The 16,828-nt window shown below is 42.5% G+C and carries 15 protein-coding genes; 10 read left to right on the forward strand and 5 right to left on the reverse strand.

Features of this window, described 5'->3' with window-relative positions; translation table 11 throughout:
* The first annotated feature begins 1 nt into the window (after window position 1).
* The 8 genes from H6G18_RS12750 (at window position 2) to H6G18_RS12785 (ending at window position 7,182) form a co-directional block, all read left to right on the forward strand.
* Window positions 2-424 (forward strand): cupin domain-containing protein, encoded by a 423-nt coding sequence (locus tag H6G18_RS12750; RefSeq protein WP_190407474.1) that lies wholly within the window; start codon window positions 2-4, stop codon window positions 422-424.
* 256 nt (window positions 425-680) lie between these two features.
* On the forward strand, window positions 681-1,019 hold the full coding sequence (locus H6G18_RS12755) for a HesB/IscA family protein (protein WP_190407475.1): 339 nt from the start codon (window positions 681-683) through the stop codon (window positions 1,017-1,019).
* 97 nt (window positions 1,020-1,116) lie between these two features.
* Window positions 1,117-1,500 (forward strand): 30S ribosomal protein S12, encoded by a 384-nt coding sequence (gene rpsL, locus H6G18_RS12760; RefSeq protein ID WP_190407476.1) that lies wholly within the window; start codon window positions 1,117-1,119, stop codon window positions 1,498-1,500.
* 404 nt (window positions 1,501-1,904) lie between these two features.
* Complete coding sequence (rpsG, locus tag H6G18_RS12765) at window positions 1,905-2,375, forward strand: 30S ribosomal protein S7 (protein ID WP_010998477.1); 471 nt, start codon at window positions 1,905-1,907, stop codon at window positions 2,373-2,375.
* 140 nt (window positions 2,376-2,515) lie between these two features.
* Window positions 2,516-4,594, forward strand: coding sequence for an elongation factor G (gene fusA / locus H6G18_RS12770; protein ID WP_190407477.1), 2,079 nt, complete (start codon window positions 2,516-2,518; stop codon window positions 4,592-4,594).
* A gap of 22 nt (window positions 4,595-4,616) precedes the next feature.
* Entirely contained in the window at window positions 4,617-5,846 is a 1,230-nt protein-coding gene (tuf, locus tag H6G18_RS12775) for an elongation factor Tu (protein WP_190407478.1), read from the forward strand.
* 154 nt (window positions 5,847-6,000) lie between these two features.
* A complete protein-coding gene (rpsJ, locus tag H6G18_RS12780; RefSeq protein WP_010998474.1) occupies window positions 6,001-6,318 on the forward strand; it encodes a 30S ribosomal protein S10 in 318 nt (105 codons plus the stop codon).
* Between the two features lie 213 nt (window positions 6,319-6,531).
* Window positions 6,532-7,182, forward strand: coding sequence for an LON peptidase substrate-binding domain-containing protein (locus H6G18_RS12785; RefSeq protein WP_190407479.1), 651 nt, complete (start codon window positions 6,532-6,534; stop codon window positions 7,180-7,182).
* Between the two features lie 44 nt (window positions 7,183-7,226).
* Here H6G18_RS12785 and pheA read toward each other — a convergent pair whose 3' ends face one another.
* On the reverse strand, window positions 7,227-8,096 hold the full coding sequence (gene pheA / locus H6G18_RS12790; protein WP_190407480.1) for a prephenate dehydratase: 870 nt from the start codon (window positions 8,094-8,096) through the stop codon (window positions 7,227-7,229).
* 612 nt (window positions 8,097-8,708) lie between these two features.
* Between pheA and H6G18_RS12795 the strand changes: the two genes are divergently transcribed.
* Window positions 8,709-9,296, forward strand: coding sequence for a DUF1997 domain-containing protein (locus H6G18_RS12795; protein WP_190407481.1), 588 nt, complete (start codon window positions 8,709-8,711; stop codon window positions 9,294-9,296).
* Between the two features lie 111 nt (window positions 9,297-9,407).
* Here H6G18_RS12795 and H6G18_RS12800 read toward each other — a convergent pair whose 3' ends face one another.
* From H6G18_RS12800 to H6G18_RS12815, 4 genes are all read right to left on the reverse strand, one after another.
* Window positions 9,408-10,085: a ribonuclease HII gene (locus H6G18_RS12800; protein WP_190407482.1), complete on the reverse strand. Its 678-nt coding sequence runs from the start codon at window positions 10,083-10,085 to the stop codon at window positions 9,408-9,410.
* A gap of 184 nt (window positions 10,086-10,269) precedes the next feature.
* Window positions 10,270-12,345 carry an Rne/Rng family ribonuclease gene (locus H6G18_RS12805; RefSeq protein WP_190407483.1) on the reverse strand — a complete coding sequence of 692 codons (2,076 nt, stop codon included), beginning with the start codon at window positions 12,343-12,345 and terminating at the stop codon, window positions 10,270-10,272.
* Window positions 12,346-12,902: 557 nt separating this feature from the next.
* Window positions 12,903-15,590, reverse strand: coding sequence for a TIGR03960 family B12-binding radical SAM protein (locus H6G18_RS12810; RefSeq protein WP_190407484.1), 2,688 nt, complete (start codon window positions 15,588-15,590; stop codon window positions 12,903-12,905).
* Between the two features lie 155 nt (window positions 15,591-15,745).
* On the reverse strand, window positions 15,746-16,075 hold the full coding sequence (locus tag H6G18_RS12815) for an STAS domain-containing protein (RefSeq protein WP_190407485.1): 330 nt from the start codon (window positions 16,073-16,075) through the stop codon (window positions 15,746-15,748).
* A gap of 476 nt (window positions 16,076-16,551) precedes the next feature.
* Here H6G18_RS12815 and H6G18_RS12820 point away from each other — a divergent pair, with 476 nt between their 5' ends.
* Window positions 16,552-16,758, forward strand: coding sequence for a hypothetical protein (locus H6G18_RS12820; protein WP_190407486.1), 207 nt, complete (start codon window positions 16,552-16,554; stop codon window positions 16,756-16,758).
* The last annotated feature ends 70 nt before the right edge of the window (window positions 16,759-16,828 follow it).

Below are 16,828 nucleotides of genomic sequence, written 5' to 3' on the forward strand. Positions count from 1 at the left end.
TATGGCTCAATCTCAAGAAACCACAACCAAAATCAACACTTTGCCCCTACCTACTACCATTACTAGCCGTAGTGTTGCTGCAACTGAGCTGCGTCCTTGGGGTTCTTTCACAGTTTTGGAAGAAGGACGCGGATACAAAATTAAACGCATCGAAGTTAAACCAGGACACCGCCTCAGTCTACAAATGCACCATCACCGCAGTGAACACTGGATTGTTGTTTCTGGAACAGCTAGAGTAGTCTGTGGTGAAAAAGAAATTTTATTGGGTAATAATCAGTCTACTTACGTACCACAGTGTACTTCTCACCGCTTAGAGAATCCTGGCGTAATTCCCTTGGTACTGATTGAAGTACAGAATGGTGAATATTTAGGTGAAGATGATATTATTCGCTACCAAGATGATTATTCTCGGACATCCCATTAGGGACTATTTGGTAAACCATCTCAGGTCAATAAGTTAAATACCTACTTTTCTCGGTGTAACCTATACTTTGCTCAATGGGCAAACTCCCTCATGCAAGTGTCCTCCTCTGTGTCTCTGTGTTTAGAAAGTAGTTTCTTCATCACAGAGGCACAAAGAATTAATATTAAAGTTTTCTCATCTCAATCTAATGAATTAATTTTTTGGGCAACCCATCTGTAATACTTAGAGATGGTGTCTTCACTTGCCCAAGTTAGTTATGATTCATTTGAGCCAAGCCGCAGCCAGTGAAATCAATCGCTTAAAAGCAAAGCAGCATCCCCAATCTTTATTTAGACTCACAGTTAAACCAGGTGGCTGTTCTGATTGGTTTTACGATATGTCTTTTGATGAAAAAATCAAAGAGAGCGATCGCATCTTTGATGTGAATAATATTCAAGTGGTCATAGATCATACCAGTTATGATTATATCAACGGTTTAGCTATAGATTATTCAGAGGATCTGATGGGTGGCGCATTTCGTTTCCAAAACCCCCTAGCCGTTGCTACCTGTGGTTGTGGTAATTCCTTCTCCACCACTACACCATCTCACGTCTAAACGAATAATATGGAAGTTTGACATAAAACCACAAAAAAAGATATAATCAGGATTTGTTAAAACTTAGACCTATAAGCAGCTTCACGCGCTGTGACTCATGCCAACAATACAGCAATTAATCCGTAACCAACGCGAGAAAGCGCGTCAGAAAACCAAGTCCCCTGCTCTGAAGCAATGCCCTCAACGTCGGGGTGTTTGTACCAGAGTATACACAACTACACCTAAAAAGCCTAACTCGGCTCTACGGAAAGTAGCACGGGTAAGACTTACGTCGGGATTTGAAGTAACAGCTTACATCCCAGGGATTGGTCACAACTTACAAGAACACTCAGTTGTAATGATTCGTGGCGGACGGGTGAAAGACTTACCAGGTGTAAGATACCACATCATCCGTGGAACCTTGGATACAGCTGGAGTTAAAGACCGCAAACAAGGTCGTTCCAAATATGGAACCAAGCGCCCGAAAGAAGCGAAAAAATAAATCAAGCGATTAATCGTGCTTGATGCGATTAGTCGCTTAACCAAAAAGCAAAGTGCCTAAATTCAAACAAAAGAATCAATGTTTGTTCTGAAACAGTAATTGATTCACAGAAGAAAGAATCTGTTTCGGGAATTTTGCTCAAGCTTCTACCGCCAATCTGCACTCAGCGAGCAAGTGTAGACAGTATCAAAAACACTGTTAGCGACAGCAGCATTTAATTGTAAATACTTCGGTATTAATCATTTTGTTGCTTTGTGTACTACACCAAAGTAGCAAGTCTATAAATTGGGATTGCTGCAACCGTAGAGCCAAAAATGCGGAATTCTGAGTTGCTCTAGCACTCAGAGAATACGCTGTCTGATAGCATATAATTTCGTTGCCAAGTTCCGAATTAAGGGTAAAGTATGTCTCGTCGTGGTGTTATTCAAAGGCGGCCAGTGCCGCCTGACTCTGTATATAATAGTCGGCTGGTGAGTATGATCATCCGGCGAATTATGCGTCATGGAAAAAAATCACTAGCCGCACGCATCGTTTATGATGCTTTGAAAACAATAGAAGAACGCACTGGTAATAATGCTTTAGAAGTATTTGAAAGAGCAGTGCGGAATGCAACACCTTTAGTAGAAGTAAAAGCGCGTCGTGTCGGTGGGGCAACCTACCAAGTACCAATGGAAGTGCGTACAGAGCGTGGTACTACCCTAGCACTGCGTTGGCTGGTACAATTTTCTAGAAGTAGGCCCGGACGCACAATGGCTAGCAGATTAGCTAATGAGTTGCTTGATGCTGCCAATGAAAGCGGGAATGCGATTCGCAAACGGGAAGAAACACACCGGATGGCGGAAGCAAACAAAGCATTTGCACATTATCGTTACTAAGTACAAAAGCGATATATCGTGCATCAAAAAACGATATATCGCGGAATTACCAAGCAAAAATTGGTTTTCTCTAAAAGTATAGAATCTTAACAAAGAGTAATATACAAGATATCATGAGGCAAAAACTATAGGAGGTTATTGTGGCACGTACAAACCCGCTAGAGAAAGTACGCAATATCGGTATTGCGGCGCATATAGATGCGGGCAAAACCACGACAACAGAGAGAATATTATTTTACTCTGGAATAATTCATAAAATTGGTGAGGTTCACGAAGGAACGGCTGTAACCGACTGGATGGATCAAGAGCGGGAGCGGGGAATTACCATCACTGCTGCGGCGATCAGTACCAGTTGGAAAGATTATCAAATTAACATTATCGATACTCCGGGTCACGTAGACTTCACAATTGAAGTTGAACGCTCAATGCGGGTTTTAGATGGTGTAATCGCAGTATTTTGTTCCGTGGGTGGCGTACAACCCCAATCAGAGACAGTATGGCGGCAAGCAGACCGTTACAAAGTGCCTCGGATTGCCTTCATCAACAAGATGGATCGTACAGGAGCGAACTTCTACAGAGTTCATGAGCAAATGCGCGATCGCCTGCGGGCAAATGCCATTGCCATTCAATTGCCCATTGGTAGTGAAAACGACTTTAAGGGCATTGTAGACTTGGTGTGTAAGCGTGCATATATTTACAACAACGACCAAGGTACAGATATCCAAGAAACGGATATCCCGGCAGAGATGCAAGATCAAGTCGAAGAGTACTACACCAAGTTGGTGGAAGCAGTCGCAGAAACCGATGACGCTCTGATGACTAAGTACTTCGATGGCGAAGCTCTGACAGAAGAAGAAATCCGGGCTGCCCTGCGGAAAGGGACAATTGCTGGCACAATCGTACCTGTACTTTGTGGTTCAGCCTTTAAAAACAAAGGCGTGCAGCTAATGTTGGATGCAGTTGTAGATTACCTACCAGCACCAACAGAAGTACCTCCCATTCAAGGCACACTCGCCAATGGCGACACCGTTGAGCGCCGGGCTGACGATGATGAACCCTTAGCGGCTTTGGCCTTCAAGATTATGGCTGACCCCTACGGTCGCCTCACGTTTGTTCGGGTTTATTCCGGTGTTCTGAAAAAAGGTAGCTACGTCTTAAATGCTACTAAGAACAAAAAAGAACGAATTTCTCGTTTAGTTCTTATGAAAGCAGATGATCGCCAAGATGTGGATGAACTACGAGCAGGTGATTTGGGTGCTGCACTGGGACTAAAAGACACATTAACAGGGGATACTATTACTGATGAAGGCTCACCAGTAATTCTGGAATCTCTGTTTATTCCAGAGCCTGTGATCTCGGTAGCGGTTGAACCCAAAACCAAGAACGACATGGATAAGCTATCCAAGGCGCTGCAATCTCTCTCCGAAGAAGATCCAACCTTCCGCGTCAACGTTGACCCAGAAACCAACCAAACTGTAATTGCAGGGATGGGAGAACTCCACCTAGAAATTCTCGTGGACAGAATGTTACGCGAATTCAAGGTGGAAGCGAATGTCGGGGCGCCACAGGTAGCTTACCGCGAAACGATTCGTAAAACAGTTACCAACGTGGAAGGCAAATTCATCCGTCAAAGTGGTGGTAAAGGTCAATATGGTCACGTTGTGATCAATTTGGAACCAGGAGAACCAGGTACTGGCTTTGAATTCGTCTCTAAGATTGTCGGCGGCGTAGTACCTAAAGAGTACATAGGCCCTGCCGAGCAGGGTATGAAAGAAAGCTGTGAATCTGGTATTTTAGCTGGATATCCACTGATTGACGTGAAAGCAACGTTAGTTCATGGCTCTTACCACGACGTAGACTCTTCGGAAATGGCTTTCAAAATCGCTGGGTCAATGGCACTGAAAGAAGCAGTACTGAAGGCTTCACCAGTACTTTTAGAGCCGATGATGAAAGTTGAAGTGGAAGTTCCTGAAGATTATATCGGGAACGTCATTGGCGACCTCATCTCCCGCCGGGGGCAGATTGAAAGCCAAAGCACTGAACAGGGACTCGCTAAAGTGGCCTCCAAAGTACCACTGGCGACCATGTTCGGCTACGCCACCGATATTCGGTCGAAGACCCAAGGTCGGGGTATCTTTACGATGGAGTTCAGCCACTACGAAGAGGTGCCTCGCAGCGTAGCTGAAACTATCATCGCAAAAAGCAAAGGGAACGCTTAATTAAAAAAGGAAACGAGGATTCATGGCACGCGCAAAGTTTGAACGGAATAAACCCCACGTAAATATCGGTACTGTCGGCCACGTTGACCACGGTAAAACCACTTTAACAGCAGCTATTACCATGACCTTGGCGGCTATGGGTCAGGCTGTAGCTAAGGGCTATGACCAAATTGATAATGCACCCGAAGAAAAAGCACGGGGTATCACTATCAACACAGCTCACGTTGAATATGAAACCGCCAATCGTCACTATGCTCACGTAGACTGTCCCGGACACGCTGACTATGTGAAGAACATGATCACCGGTGCAGCACAAATGGACGGAGCTATATTGGTGGTAGCTGCTACCGATGGCCCTATGCCCCAAACCCGTGAGCATATTCTACTGGCAAAACAGGTTGGTGTTCCTAGCTTGGTTGTCTTCTTGAACAAAGAAGATATGATGGATGACCCTGAACTGTTAGAATTGGTCGAATTAGAACTACGAGAACTGCTTTCTAGCTACGATTTCCCAGGTGATGACATTCCTATCATCAAAGGATCTGGTCTAAAGGCATTAGAAAAAATGACAGCTAACCCGAAGACTCAACGGGGTGAAGATGAGTGGGTAGACAAAATCTACCAATTAATGGATGCTGTAGATTCTTATATTCCTACCCCTGAGCGTGATGTTGATAAGCCCTTCTTAATGGCAGTAGAAGACGTATTCTCCATTACAGGCCGTGGTACAGTAGCTACTGGCCGGATTGAGCGGGGTAAAGTCAAAGTTGGTGACACTGTGGAATTAGTGGGTATTAGAGACACTCGTACCACTACTGTTACAGGGATCGAGATGTTTAAGAAGAGCCTCGAAGAAGGTTTGGCAGGAGATAACGCAGGTGTACTACTTCGTGGTATCCAAAAAGCCGATATTGAACGGGGTATGGTTTTAGCTAAGAGCGGTTCAATTACACCTCACACTCAATTTGAAGGTGAAGTGTACGTACTCAAAGAACAAGAAGGCGGCCGCAAAACTCCCTTTTTTCCTGGCTATCGTCCTCAGTTCTATGTACGGACAACAGATGTAACCGGCACCATCAAAACTTTCACTTCCGATGACGGCAGCGAAGCAGAAATGGTAATGCCAGGCGATCGCATCAAAATGACAGTAGAATTGATCAACCCAATTGCGATCGAGCAAGGGATGCGCTTCGCTATTCGTGAAGGTGGTCGCACCATCGGTGCTGGTGTAGTCTCCAAAATCCTCAAATAGCACCTTTTTACTCTAATAAATCAGAGCAGAGATGCTGAATGCTTCTCTGCTCTTTTATCTGACCTTACTTTAGGCAATAGGGAATAGGAGAAAAGCATTATTAACTATTCCCTACTCCCCACTCCCCCATTCATCAGAACCTGGAAAATTTAAGATGGCAACTCTACAGCAGCAGAAGATTAGAATTCGTTTACAAGCTTTTGACCGTCGTTTATTAGATACATCTTGCGAGAAGATTGTTGACACAGCTAACCGGACTAACGCTACAGCCATAGGCCCGATTCCCTTACCTACAAAACGGAAAATCTACTGCGTGCTGCGATCGCCTCACGTAGATAAAGATTCCCGTGAACACTTTGAAACCCGCACTCATCGTCGGATTATTGACATCTACCAGCCTTCATCTAAAACAATCGATGCGTTAATGAAACTGGATTTACCATCCGGTGTAGACATTGAAGTAAAACTTTAATTAGTCAAGAGTCAAGAGTCAAGAGTCCACAGTTAAAAATTAAGAATTCATTGACTATAGACCAATGACTACTGTATGAAGATTTACTCTGCCCTGAAGAAAATTATTTCAGGGCATTTTATTTAGCTGGAAAACAAATGATAGAATGTAAAGAAAATACGGGAAAAGCAGAGAAAGAGAAATTTTAAAGATTAAATTTATACTCAGGTAAAAATGACATCTTCTTCTAGAATTGCCGTCCGCGAACTACCTCTGTTCCCGTTACCCGAAGTAGTTCTATTTCCCACCAGACCTCTACCCCTGCATATTTTTGAATTCCGCTACCGAATCATGATGAACACGATTTTGGAGAGCGATCGCAGGTTTGGAGTGTTGATGGTTGACCCAGTAAAAGGCTCAATCGCTAATGTAGGTTGCTGTGCAGAAATTATTCACTACCAGCGCCTACCAGATGACCGCATGAAAATGTTGACCCTGGGACAACAAAGATTTCGCGTCTTAGAATACGTGCGGGAAAAACCCTACCGTGTTGGTTTAGTGGAATGGCTAGAAGACCATCCCCCAGCCAAAGATTTACGTCCATTGGCGACAGATGTAGAACAACTCCTGCGCGATGTTGTCCGTCTGTCAGCAAAAATCACAGAACAAAACATAGAAATTCCAGAAGAGTTACCAGATTTGCCAACAGAGTTATCATACTGGGTAGCCAGTAACTTATACGGAGTGGCTGGAGAGCAGCAATCACTGTTAGAGATGCAAGATACCGCCGCTCGCTTAGAAAGAGAAGCAGAAATTTTGACTACCACTCGCAATCATTTGGCAGCTCGTTCTGTTTTGAAAGATACCTTTAATCCGAAGCTATAAGTTAATGGTCATGAAATAGACTGATAACCTAGCAATAATTACTGTTAATTACTAACTGACAGTACACTATAGCTACCAAAAATTTTTAACACTTCTGTGTAGGTAGTTAATTCTAGTAGAGCCGATTTCATCTGTGGTGTATTAGCATCAGCTTCTAGATCAATAAAAAACAAATATTCTCCAAGCGATCGCTTGGTTGGACGAGACTCAATTCGACTTAGGTTAATACCTAAGTGAGCAAATACTTGCAGTGGCTTGAGTAACGCACCGGGTATATTAGCAGGCACACTAAAAGCAACAGAAGTGTGAGTGGGATTTTGTAAAGGTAGTTGATGAGCAATATCTGCTTCTGCCTGACTAATTACCCAAAAGCGAGTACAGTTTTCTGGATAGTCGTTAATACTACTGGCGAGTATAGGCAAATTGTACAGTTCAGCAGCTCTACTAGAGGCGATCGCCGCCGTTGTCAAATCTTGCTCTAGTCTTTGCAAGGCTTCAGTTGTAGAATTACTAGAAATCAGTTGAACTTTGGGAAGAAAGGCTCCCAGCCATCCTTGACATTGGGCTAAAGCTTGAGGATGAGAATAAACAGTTTTTATTCCATCTAAACTACTCGCACAAGAAATTAAGGTATGAGCAATGGGCAATACTAAAGCTGACTGAATTTGCAAGCTGTCTAACTGCCATAAGGTGTCCATCGTCATAGTGACGCTACCTTCAATAGAATTTTCTACAGGCACAACAGCTAATTGAGTTTGCTCCTGGGCTAGAGCTTGTAGTGATTGAGCAATACTAGGATAAGGATGAAGATTAGCTTCGATTCCTGTATTTTTAGTCAGCCATTTTACATAAGAAATAGTTGCTTGCTCTGCATAAGTACCAGGTGGGCCTAAATGAGCAACGGATATAGCCATAATCTTGAGTCCTTAGTTACATATTTAGTGCATAGACTTTATCATAAGCACAACTAGTTTTTTATTGAACTATAGGACTCTTATTTGATTGTTGTTAGTGTTGGCGCTTGCACTTAAAAACTGAGTCTGAGTCACAGTAAAAAAGCCGCAAGAGTAGCTATTGTTTACCTACGCAAGTAAATAGGGCTACACCTCCCGTGAAGGATACAGCAATCAAATCGCATTGCTATAAAACGTTAATCTCAGTAATTATGAAACAAATATCAAGCGATCACCTAAGGTGACTTGGAGTCATCATTGCACTGTCAAAATACGTTCCTTATAGGTACTTTTTGATCTAAGTAAAAAGCCTCATAACTACGTATTAAATTCTAAAATATATAGACCAAGTTTATTTCTAAACCAATAATGCTCATTTAAGCTATAATTTATTTATATATTTAATAATAAAAAATATTGTCAGTCAGCATATATCAAGGATAAAAATAAAGTATAGATACATATAATTTTGAATATCCATTGCTTTCGTTAAATAGTTTTTTATAGAAAAAAATTAATCAAGTCAAAAATTAATTAATAATAAAACTATTAAAACATTACTTCCTGTAACTCATGGCTACCAAGTTTACTGCCTCACAATCGGTAGAAATTGCTGTACCACAGCAGGCTATTCCTATTCAGCACTACTTGCGTCAGCCCCAACGTCTAGTTAATGCTTTGGTTGATCAAAGGCGCATCCAGCAGCTTTCTGAAGAAGTATTCCGCCTAAAAATGCGCCCTTTAAGTTTCATGTCATTGAGTATTCAACCTACTGTAGACATGAGAGTTTGGTCAGAATCAAACGGAACAATTTATCTACGATCTGTGGGTTGCGAAATTCTTGGTTTTGAATATATCAACCAGCGCTTCTCTCTAAATTTAAGAGGATATTTATCTCCATATCACTTAAATACTGGTACTCGCCTAGAAGGTAGGGCTGACTTAGTGGTGCAGGTTGATTTACCGCCTCCTTTTTCTCTAACTCCCAAGCCAATTTTAGAAACTACTGGGAATGGTTTACTGAAGAGTGTATTGTTGACCGTAAAGCAAAGATTGTTACATCAATTATTAGTAGATTATAGGCAATGGGTAATTTTACAAACCCAAGAAAAAACTTTAGGTAATAATGATACGCAATTACCCATCTTAAATATAGATTAATTTTTTTACCGCGATGTGCGTGAAAGTGGTCAGGTGTTTTTTTCCATTGACCACTGATATCTGACGAAAGAGACAAAAGAAATAGACCTAATTATGAATTACTGATTGGTATTAGCTTTTAGATTGGATTTGACAAGGACGGAAAGACTGACGATGCAAGGGAGAAACTCCGTATTCTTGCAGAGCTAACAAATGCTTTTTACTACCATATCCCTTGTTACTGTGTAAGTCGTACATGGAATATTTTGCTGCTAGACGCTGTATCAAATCGTCGCGCCAGACTTTAGCTACAATGCTGGCGGAGGCAATCATGAGCGATCGCTCATCTCCTTTGACAATAGTTTGTTGTGGTACTAATAAGTCTTTTACTGGCTGATTACCGTCCACCAAACAGAGAGCAGGCTTTACTTTTAGCTTTTGTACAGACCGCTTCATAGCTAATAGTGTTGCCTGCAAAATATTAATTTGGTCAATTTCAGCAGTTGCTGCATAACCAATTCTCCAGTCTATAGCTAGCGTACAAATTTGCTGGGCTAGCTTAACTCTCCGGGAATGAGATAGTTTTTTGCTATCTTTAATCCCGGCTGTTATGAGTTGAGAAAAAGCACTAGCTGGTAGTATGACAGATGCTGCAACGACAGGGCCAAAAAGAGCGCCTCGCCCTACTTCATCTACCCCTGCCACCAAACCTGAAATAGTTAACAAAGCAGGAGAAAACTCCAGCCAACCAGTTGCATTTAAGGATATTGGCAACTGTAGAGTATCGGCTGTTTGTCCTATCTCTACCATAATGACGAATTATATCAACTCAAAACAACTTAGAGAGAGACTTACGCCGACTCAGGAAAGCAAGCTAGAAAATACTTGTGGTTAATCTGTTGGAGAACTTGGAAAGCATCTGACAAAATGAAGAAATTCAGATTTCGTTTGGATTGCCAAGTTTAAATCTGTTGCTCTTTCTTGAAAATTGGTATTAAATATCCTCGCCTGTATCAGATTCCGTTGCAGAGGAACGGCGACGACGACGACGGTTAGCTGCGGTAGTGGTATTAGTGGTATTCACTTCAGCGTCTTCATTATTTACTACTGTCAACTTTGTTGGTTCAGTCACCGTTGCCGACACAGACTTAGATTCCAACTTTACTTTTGGTGTACTAACTTCCATGCTTGGTGTTGCTATAGCAACAGGCTCTGAAGTGATTTCGGATGCTGTAGTCTGTGTTTGCCCTGGTTGAACAATATTAATAATTACAGACTTGGGATTTTTAACCTCCTGCTCTAATTTAATTAGTGGAGAAACCCCCATCAAAGCAAAAATATCTTGCTCTTCTGGAGTCATTTCTACAGTCTTAATCTCCGGTGGTTCTACCACTGGCTTAACTGGCTCTGTTTTGATGACTTTAGTACGTTCTCCTCTTTCATTCCAACTGGATTTGCCCAGGTTGGGAGAAGGTAATTCTGGTTGACCTAATTCAACATCTCCGTCAATGTCTAGGTCTGGTTCGCTGATAAACCCTAGCGGGTTGGTAGTAATTCTTTGTTCATCTTTACCATTTGTCCCATTGATGCCTATCCGACTGCGACGAGTCCGAGCGCGACGTTTATTCTGGTCGTTAAGTTCTTGATAGCTAGGATGATTGATTAAATTTAAAGAACCTAAGTCAGAGTCATTTTCAAATCCATCACTAAATCCATCGTAGGTTTCCCGTGGTTCGGTAATGCGTGCAGTTGGTAAACGCGGCTCTCTAGTAGGCAGAGATACAAAACGTTCTGGGACTTCCACTGCTACTGGCGTAGGTAAGCGATTTTCGCTTTCTCCGGGTAAACGCACGGTGTGTCCTAAACCGCCACAGGCGGGGCAGGTGTCACCAAACAATTCATAAATGTTCTGCCCTTGCCGCTTGCGGGTTAGTTCTACTAGACCCAGCTCGGTGAGTTGGGCAATTTGAGGACGAGCCTTGTCTGCGCGCAGGGCTTTGTTGAAGTGTTCGAGCACTTGTAACTGGTCACGACGAGATTCCATGTCAATGAAATCAACCACAATTACCCCAGCGATATTCCGCAGACGTAGTTGACGGGCAATTTCTGTTGCCGCTTCACAATTTGTCCACAAAACAGTTTCTCTGGCTGTGGCCGATCGCGTGAAGGAACCAGAGTTAACATCTATGACAGTTAAGGCTTCTGTGGGTTCAATAATGATATATCCGCCAGAAGGTAGGTCTACCCTTGGCTTGAGGGCTTCTCTAATTGCGGCATTGATCCGGAAATATTCTAAAATTGGGGAGCGATCGCGGTGATGATCAATCAGCAATCCTTGTGGTGTCTGACCGCCACTCCAGTTCTGCAAGTACTGCTTAACTCGCTTCAAACCAGTACTGGAATCAACCACAATCCGATTCACATCCGCGCCATACATATCACGTAATACGCGCTGGATAAAGTCATCATCTCGGTTGAGTAATGCTGGCGCACGAGTAGACTGGGCTTCTTGCTGAATGGCTTCCCATTGCTTTTGCAGAACTTCCAAATCTTCAATGATTGCTTCTTCTGGCTTACCTTCTGCTTCTGTACGTACCAGCAAACCCATCCCAGCAGGTTTAATTAAAATTGCTAATGCCCGTAAGCGGTTACGTTCACTTTCACTTTTAATTCGTCGTGATAAATTCACACCCCTACCATAGGGCATCAACACCACATAACGTCCGGGCAAAGTGATATTACCTGTGAGCCTTGGGCCTTTTGTTCCCGTCGGCTCTTTCATTACTTGCACCAAAACTTTTTGCTGTGGTGCTAATAATTCTGTAATTGCTGCTGCTGTACGTTTGAGTCGTAGAGGGCCTAAGTCAGTTACATGAATAAAACCATTACGTTCTGGATCTCCGATGTTGACAAAAGCAGCATCTATACCAGGTAATACATTTTCTACTACACCTAAGTAGATGTCACCGATTTGATGATGGCCTGTGGCTACAACGAGTTCTTGTATTTGATCTTCCGAAAATACAGCAGCAATTTGATGCTGCTCCGCGATAATAATTTGTTTTGGCATTCAATTTCCTCAAAAATCGGCAGCGTCAACAGGCTTGGAGGTTTGTTATCCCTCTCGCCCCTGCCAGCCTCCAAAGACACTGCTGGTAATAAAAATTGTGAAGTTGAGCTTCAAAATAAAAAAGCTGTTGACTAGAGAATCGCGTTGATACGCCTGATTATTCCAGAACGGCTGCATATTGTCTAAGCAAATAAATCAACCGTTCGTGGTTGATTTCTGATGCGATACCTTCACCATCTAAGGATTGGGCATTCAGCAATTGTTTTAAAAGCATGGAGGTAGAGAAGCCGACGGAGCCTGCTGTTAATCACTAGTTCACAAGATAGCTATAAAGAGAGTGTTCTTTAATCTGCCTTAGTTTCTCTGGGATAAAATCCTAGAATTTGCACTCTAATATCTTTACTTTGGCTCCCTGAGTATCAGGGTAGTAGTGAACCAGTTTGTTCAATGCAGCGCCAGAAAATTTCTCTTCACCCCATTCTAACGCAACCTTGCTAAAAATCAATTCCCGCGATGTACCACAAGAGAGTAACTACTAGCAAGTTACCCTTTAAGGATTATACCGCTAAAATTAGCTGATGACGATGGATGTGCAGAAGATGAAATTCTTCTTCATCGGCAACAACTTCTAGCATAGATAGGACGTGTTCAGGACGCAATAGCAAACCGTCGGGACGACAGCTACCCACATAACGTAAAACTGCTGTAGATTCAGTTTCGCTGTTGTGGGTTGTGACTAATTCCAACTCAAACAAACGTGAGCGCAGATTTACTGAATGGCTCTTGCCAGATTTGGTTGTTTGTTCGCACAAAATTTCGTCTTTTGCCTGAATAATATTCAGCCAGTTTTGCCATTGTGTAGTGTTCGCTTCCCTTGAAGCTGCCACAGTAATCACATACTCTGCCCTATCCAACACTTGGTTAGCGGCGGGAGATTTTAAATCTATCTGTTCCACACGATATATGGGGATATCGGGGGGGAGTTCGTCAGTGAGTTTTTGTATAAACCCATCTATTTCTACTGGCTGAGTTAATTCAAAATCCACAATTTCACCACTGCTCGTAGCTCCCAAAGCCAAGGCACTAGCCACTGCAATTCGGGGATTAGGATGAAATCCACCGGTATAGGTAACTGGTAAACTTGCCCTTCTTAGTACTCTGTCAAATAGACGCATTAAATCCAAATGGCTGACCAATGCCATGTCACCTTGTTTACCAAACCAAACGCGTAGTCGTTGAGATTTGGTGGTGTTGGGGACAAACTCACCAGCAAATTCAGGAATTGGTGGCGGCTCAATAACGATGTTATGACCAAAGTCAGTACCACAAACGCCACAGTGAGAACAACCTTCAAATGAGCAGTCTGGAACAATTGCAGCTTCTAGAGCGCGTTGTAAGTCTTCTTGGAGCCACTTTTTGTCAATTCCTGTATCTATATGATCCCACGGGAGGGGAGCATCTAGGGATTGGGGACTAGAGACTGAGGAAGGTGGTATTCTCTCTGGGGATAAGGGGCTATGGGGACTGGGGAAATTTTCTCCCTCATCTCCCCCTACTCCCTTATCTGCTTTATCTACATGAAACAGATTCCACTCACCATTCTCTACTAGGCGGTATTTCCAATCTAGACCAGCTTCAGCGATCGCATCTTCCCAGGCGGTGAAAGCTTTATCTAAGTTCTCATACCAGGAATCCATGCCTGCGCCTAATTCCCAAGCTCTACGTACTACTTTACCTAAAGAGCGATCGCCTCGGCCGATAAAGTCTTCCATTGCTGAGATGCGGACATCGGTCAAATTTATCTTCACTCCCCGTATCCTACGGAATGCTTGGCGCAGGAGGTTTTGCTTGCGCTTAAATTCTGCTGTTGCTACAGAGTGCCATTGAAATGGTGTATGGGGTTTGGGTGTGAAGTTAGAAATTGTAATGTTGAAATTGAGGGGTCTTCTGCCTTTTCCCCTACATTCTTGTTGCAACCAACTTACCGTTTCTGCAATCCCGAAAACATCGGCATCGGTTTCACCTGGTAAGCCAATCATGAAATATAACTTGATTTTGTCCCAACCTCGTTCCCAGGCTGTTTTTACACCTCTTAATAATTCTTCGTTGGTTAAACCTTTGTTGACAATATCCCGCATTCTTTGGGTTCCGGCTTCTGGCGCAAAGGTCAATCCCCCTTGCCTTGTACCACCCAGGATGTTGGCGATGTTCTCATCAAATCTATCTACACGTTGGCTGGGGAGAGTCAAGGAAATATTTTCATTTTTTAAACGATTTTTAATTTCCATCCCCACGGCTGGTAGGGCTAAATAATCAGAACAACTCAGGGACAACAAAGAAAACTCGTTATAACCAGTCGCCCGCATTCCCTGCTCGATTGCGTCTACTACTTTTTCTGGTTCTACATCCCTAGCAGGTCTGGTGAGCATTCCTGGTTGACAGAAGCGACAGCCACGGGTGCAACCACGGCGAATTTCTATTGTCAAGCGATCATGTACAGTTTCTACATACGGTACTAGCCCAATAGAATAAGCCGGTATGGGAGTTGCTACTCGCCGCAAAATTTTTTTGGGTACATCTGGACGTAGAGGCTGGACTGAGCCGCCTGCCGTCATCTGATAAAATCGCGGCACATATACCCCTGGTATTTGCGCCAAGTCGAGGAGTAGATTTTCTCGACTTAATCCTGCTTTTTTACTTTCTTCTAATACCAAACCAATTTCGGGTAGGAGTTCTTCACCATCTCCTAATGCTACAAAGTCGAAAAAGTCAGCGTATGGTTCAGGGTTTGATGTTGCTGTTTGTCCACCAGCAAAAATTAGGGGGTGATTTCCTTGTAAGCGTTCTTGCCAAGTGAGAGGAATATCTGCTAAATCCAACATTTCCAGAATGTTGGTGGCTCCTAGTTCATAACTGAGACTAAAACCTAAAATATCAAACTCCTTGAGCGATCGCTTAGACTCTACAGCAAATAAGGGTGTATTTGTAGCCCTGAGTTTTGCTGCTAAGTCTGCCCCTGGTAGGTAAGCGCGATCGCATAATTGTCTCGGTTGGGCATTCAAAATATTATAGAGAATGATATGCCCCAGATTGGATGCTCCGACTTCATAAACTTCTGGGTAGGTTAACACCCAGCGTATGGAGGCGGTATCCCAAGGTTTATGTACTGCTAGGCGTTCGTTACCTAAGTAACGCGCTGGTTTTAAGATATCCGGTGTGATTAAGCTTTCAAATGCAACAGCCACTGTGCTAACGAGCTACTTTAATTACAGCTACTCACCTCCAACATTAGCATTGATTAGCTCTTTCAACAGGATTTGCTTTGGGAACTTAGAATTCCTTTACACTAAGCTGCTGCTAACCTAGTCACTTGCTAAGATTTATGACTTTTTTAATACAATCACTTTACCGCGAACTCTACTTTGTCTTCAAATATTTCAAAAATTGCATCGAGTTGGGTTAATTCAAAAATAATCCTGATTGCTGGGGAAACAGAATAAAGCTGAAAACTCTTATCCAAATTCTGAGCCAGTTTGAGGGCAGATACCAAAGCCATAAGTCCAGAACTGTCTAGGGATTCTACAGCCGCTAAATCCACAAACAGGCTTGAGACATCCTCTTGTGCCAGAGTTGTAGTCAAGTCTCGTTCAAATTCCAACGCGTTAGTCGCATTCAGGCAGCCATGAGGACGAATTACCTGAATTTTTGGACACTTCAGTACTGCTTGCATATTAAATCCTAAATTAGAGTTACTGAATTGTAGAGCTTGAATTTATTTGAACATAAACTTTTTGTTTTGACATCGACCATATGTCTTAACTCTCTTTGCTGAATCTTTATGTTTATAGTGGGTCTGTTTAAAGATTGTCATAATTTCTCAATGAAATGTGTTTATATATACTTTTTTTTCGTATTGGTTCAAAAAAAATCGTCATATAAAGCCCCAAAAGAGAGCAATCATGACAACTTGTGCTGGAAAAATCGACTCATCCGTAAACGCGATGTATTAAGCCACAGATTGAATTGCCATTTAATTTAATTGCTGTAATCGGCATGAATTTTCATGTGACATTGTGTGTCAAAGCAGGAAATATCTACTTAGTTAAACAGTGATCTAAATCACATACTCCTATGTGTCTGGATCACATTTTATACTTAACTCTATCTTGGATAATTTAGTATCACCGAAAGTGGGTTCATACACTTATGAGAACTAGATATGCAATTCGGCAATTGGTAGAAAAAGCTCTGGATATTAAAAAGTTAACTCCAGAGATCGAAAATGAGATTAACTTTGAGTTGACTTCAATGGGTCACATCTCTGACGTTGACTACGAAGCTCTAGAATTATTGATGGCAGAGATGGATGCTGGACGTATTCAGCTAGTTCCGAGTCTAGGATTGGGATATTGAATCCGCTCGTCTTGTCATTTTTTCTCTATAGAAAATTAATTTTCGCAATAATTAGTAACATTAAGGTTCA

The organism is Anabaena subtropica FACHB-260 (assembly GCF_014697105.1).
Lineage (GTDB): Bacteria > Cyanobacteriota > Cyanobacteriia > Cyanobacteriales > Nostocaceae > Trichormus > Trichormus subtropicus.